Source organism: Brevundimonas sp., assembly GCF_016463295.1.
Lineage (GTDB): Bacteria > Pseudomonadota > Alphaproteobacteria > Caulobacterales > Caulobacteraceae > Brevundimonas.
In genome coordinates this window covers 1-4,369 of sequence record NZ_JAEMRO010000126.1, presented here as the reverse complement: position 1 = coordinate 4,369, position 4,369 = coordinate 1, and the positions used below count along the sequence as shown (strand labels likewise).

The following is a 4,369-nucleotide window of genomic DNA, read 5'->3' as shown; positions in this document are numbered from 1 at the left end:
TCGTCGAGATCGCCTCGACGTCGTCGCTCCAGAAGTTGTAACCGGCGTCGATCGCGCCATACCAGCCATTCGGCTCGGCAGACGCCGTGCCGGCGGTGAACAGGCTCGCCAGGGCGACCCCGGCTAGAAGTTTGAGCTTCATGTTAGTCCTCATACTCGTGATGATCGGATGTCCACGCTTGTACACGTGACACTCGGGAGGCCGAACGACATTGTGGCGCTCGGGTTCCGCCTTCCCGCCACCAATGCGGCAACTGTGGCATGATTTCAACATATTTGGCGAAGTTAACCAGAAAACATTCGCGAATTTGGGTCGGGACGTCATTGAGGGCGGGCGATTGGCCGCCTTGAACATGACTCTCGTTCTGGCGCGACGCTGTGCGCGATGACAGCTTGCGTCACGGGTCGAGGTGTTTCAGACCAACTGTGAACTTGGAGCTTGCAGGCATGACGATGAGATTTGACGACCGGGTGGCGATCGTGACGGGAGCGGGCGGCGGTCTGGGGCGCGAGCATGCGCTGGCCCTGGCCAAACGCGGGGCCAAGGTGGTCGTCAACGACCTGGGCGGGGCCCGCGACGGCTCGGGGAGTTCCACCACGGCGGCAGAAAGCGTCGTCGCCGAGATCGTGGCCGCGGGCGGCGAGGCCATGGCCAATGCGGCCTCGGTCACGGATGCGGCGGCGGTTCAGGCCATGGTGGATCAGGTCATGGCCAAATGGGGTCGGGTCGACATCCTGGTCAACAACGCCGGCGTCCTGCGCGACAAAACGTTCGCCAAGATGGAGCTGGAGGACTTCCGCTTCGTCGTCGACGTCCATCTGATGGGGGCGGTCAACTGCACAAAGGCGGTGTGGGAGATCATGCGAACCCAGAACTACGGCCGCATCGTCATGACGACTTCGTCCTCGGGCCTGTATGGCAACTTCGGCCAGTCCAACTATGGCGCGGCCAAGATGGCGCTGGTCGGCCTGATGCAGACCCTGTCGATCGAGGGGGCCAAGAACGACATCCGGGTCAACTGCCTGGCCCCGACGGCCCATACCCGCATGACCGAGGATCTGGGTGCGGCCCTGCCGCTGGAGAAACTGGGCCCCGACCGCGTCACGCCGGGGCTGCTGTATCTGGTGAGTGAGGACGCCCCCAGCCGCTGCATCCTGGCCGCCGGTGCCGGCGGGTTCGAACGCGCCTATATCACCCTGACCCAAGGGGCCTTCATCGACGGCGATGACGCCCCCGAACAGGTCGCCGCCCGTTTCGCCGAGATTTCCGACCGCGCCGGAGAGATCGTGCCGGACATGGGCGCGGCCCAAGGAATGATCGAGCTGTCAAAGGCCCAGAAGGCGCATGGGTAAGGCCGGACTTGCGTTGACCCGGCGGCAGGTCGCTACTGTCATCCCACACTGAACTCGCGCTCAAGCAGCGAGCGACCGCGTCGCGAGCGTTAGCGCCCTGAAGGAAGAATGCCATGCGTGAAGCCGTCATCGTCTCGACCGCCCGGACCCCCATCGGTCGCGCCTATCGCGGGGCCTTCAACGACACCCAGGCCCAGCAGCTTGGGGCGCACGCCGTCAGACACGCCGTCCAGCGTGCAGGCGTCGATCCGGCGGAGATCGAGGATGTGGTCATGGGTGCGGCCCTGCAGCAGGGCTCGACCGGTACCAATGTGGCGCGCCAGGTGGCCCTGGCCGCCGGCCTGCCGGTGACGGTGCCGGGCATGAGCCTGGATCGCCAGTGCGCCTCGGGCCTGATGGGTATCGCTACGGCGGCCAAACAGGTGATCTTCGACCATCAGAAGATGGCGGTCGGCGGCGGTCTGGAGAGCATCTCTCTGGTCCAGAACCAGCATATGAACCTGTACCGGATGAAGGACGAGGCGCTGCTGAAGCAGGCTCCGCACATCTATATGTCGATGCTGGAGACGGCCGAGGTGGTCTCGCGCCGTTACGGCATCTCGCGCGATCGCCAGGACGAATATGCGCTGCAGTCCCAGCAGCGGACGGCCCAGGCCCAGGCCGAGGGGCGTCTCGACGCCGAGATCGTGCCCATGACCACCACCATGCAGGTCGTCGACAAGGCGACCGGTCAGGCCTCAGCCAAGGAGGTCACGCTTTCGAAAGACGAGGGCAACCGCGCCGACACGACGCTGGAGGGGCTGAAGGCGCTGAAGCCCGTCTTCGGGGGCGGCGAGGAGATCGAGCAGGGCGAGTACATCACCGCCGGCAATGCGTCGCAGCTATCGGACGGGGCCTCGGCCTGTGTGATCATGGAGGCCGGCGAGGCGGTGAAGCGCAGCCTGCAGCCTCTCGGGGCCTATCGCGGCATGGCCGTGGCCGGTTGCGAACCTGACGAAATGGGCATCGGGCCGGTCTATGCCGTGCCGATCCTGCTGCGCCGCCACGGCCTGACCATCGATGACATCGGCATCTGGGAGCTGAACGAGGCGTTCGCGTCGCAGGTTCTGTACTGCGCCGACACCCTGGGTATTCCGATGGACCGGCTGAACGTCTCGGGCGGGGCCATCTCCATCGGCCATCCGTACGGCATGTCGGGGGCTCGCATGACCGGCCACGTCCTGATCGAGGGCAAGCGTCGCGGGGCCAAATACGGCGTCGTCACCATGTGCATCGGCGGTGGCATGGGCGCGGCGGGTCTGTTCGAGATCTACTGACCAGGTTCAGGCGCAGGGTTCGCTGTTGCCCTGCGCCGCCCACTTCGCCCGTTCGGCCTCCATCAGCTTGAACCAGCGTGCACGCAGCGCGGCCGGACGGCCCGGATAGCGGTCGTCGAGATAGTCGGCCTCCACTACACGGTCAGTGCGGAAGGTGCGAAAGTCCTCGCGCGTCTCGCACCAGCCGACCAGCAGACGCGTCGTCTCGCGATAGCCGACCAGGCAGGGCCAGATGATCCGCTGTGTCTCGCGCCCCTGTTCGTCGGCATAGTGAAGCCGCAGCTTGCGGCCCGCATGGATGGCCGCGCGGACGCGGGCCATATCCAGGGTCTCGACCGCATGCTGCCAGGCGGGCGGCGTCGACACGGCCGGCTCCATGATCACGGGGCGCAACCGCTCGGGCACGGTGGCGGCGATCTTGGCGATCAGATCATTGGCCGCGCGGGCCAGACCGGGGTCGCCGCGCCCCGCCACCCATTGCGCCCCCAGCACCGCCGCCTCCATCTCGTCGGAGGTCAGCATCAGCGGCGGCATGTCGAAGCCGCCGTCCAGCACATAGCCGATGCCCGCCTCGCCCCGGATCGGCACCCGTTGGCCCATCAGGGTGGCGATGTCGCGATAGATGGAGCGTTTGGAGGTCTCCAGCTCGACGGCCATGGCGTCAGCCGTCACCGGCCTGGACGACCGGCGCAGCACCTGGATGATCTGGAACAGTCGGTCGGCGCGTCTCATCTTTGTGCGCGCTAACGCTCGCCGCGCGGCGGCTTGCTGCTTGAGCGCGATCTCCTCTCTTTGTCTGCTGCCAACGGCGACAGATTTCCACCCTGCATCATCACTGCTGACAGCATGCTGGCAGCAGGGTGGCAGTAGTCAAGTGTCGTCGATGGCGAGGGGCCATCGGGGCGCTGAAACGGCGCATCACGGGAGATTTCAACATGCTCACCCTCTTCCACGCGCCACAGTCGCGGTCGTCGCGGATGGTCTGGCTGATCGAGGAACTCGGCATCGATTGTCAGGTCCGCTATTGCCAGATCGCCGTGCGTAACGGCCAGACCGTGGGTGAGGCCGATCCGTCCAACCCACACCCGGACGGCAAGGTGCCGGCCCTGCGGCACGATCAGGCCGTGATCACCGAGTCCGCCGCCATCGCCCTGTATCTGACGGACATGTTTCCGGAGGCGAATCTGGGCGCACAGCCGGGATCGGCCGAGCGTGGTCCGCTGCTGACCTGGATATGCTGGGCGGTCGGCGAGCTGGAACCGGCCCTATGGTCGAAGATGACCGGCGAGGCCGACCGCGATCCTCTGGCCGGGGCGCGGTATCAGGCGGCTGCGGATCGGTTGCTGGAGGCCCTGTGGGTCGGTCCCTATCTTATGGGCGAGCGCTTCACGGTCGCGGACATCATGGTGGGGTCCAGCCTGGCTTGGGCGAGAGCGTTTCTTCCGGAAAGCCCGCTGCTGGATGCCTATGCCGAGCGGTTGGCGCAGCGCGCGGCCCGGGTCCGCGCGGATGCCCGCGACAGTCCGATCGTCGAGACCGTTCAGGCCGCATGATCGACGCGCTTGCGTCAATCAGGCCTGGAGCCGGATGACGCAGGCGCAACTTCGTCGCCGCTGTCGTATTAGGGCGGCGATGATCCAGCTCCCCCCGCCCCCACCGCCCGCCGTCGGCTCCGGAGGCGCAGCGCCGCCCACACCGCT

The 4,369-nt window shown here is 66.4% G+C and carries 4 protein-coding genes; 3 read left to right on the top strand and 1 reads right to left on the bottom strand.

All coding sequences use genetic code 11. The features are described from left to right. Nucleotides 1–447 precede the first annotated feature (447 nt). Together JHC81_RS13885 and JHC81_RS13880 are read left to right on the top strand one after the other, a co-directional pair. Complete coding sequence (locus tag JHC81_RS13885) at nucleotides 448–1,353, top strand: SDR family NAD(P)-dependent oxidoreductase (RefSeq protein WP_292175664.1); 906 nt, start codon at nucleotides 448–450, stop codon at nucleotides 1,351–1,353. Between the two features lie 113 nt (nucleotides 1,354–1,466). After that, nucleotides 1,467–2,669, top strand: coding sequence for an acetyl-CoA C-acyltransferase (locus tag JHC81_RS13880; RefSeq protein WP_292175662.1), 1,203 nt, complete (start codon nucleotides 1,467–1,469; stop codon nucleotides 2,667–2,669). A 6-nt stretch (nucleotides 2,670–2,675) separates the two neighbouring features. On the opposite strand, the gene JHC81_RS13875 is transcribed toward JHC81_RS13880, so the two are convergent. Continuing rightward, nucleotides 2,676–3,401, bottom strand: coding sequence for a YafY family protein (locus tag JHC81_RS13875; protein ID WP_292175661.1), 726 nt, complete (start codon nucleotides 3,399–3,401; stop codon nucleotides 2,676–2,678). 203 nt (nucleotides 3,402–3,604) lie between these two features. Between JHC81_RS13875 and JHC81_RS13870 the strand changes: the two genes are divergently transcribed. Next, nucleotides 3,605–4,222: a glutathione S-transferase family protein gene (locus JHC81_RS13870; protein ID WP_292175659.1), complete on the top strand. Its 618-nt coding sequence runs from the start codon at nucleotides 3,605–3,607 to the stop codon at nucleotides 4,220–4,222. Nucleotides 4,223–4,369 lie beyond the last annotated feature (147 nt).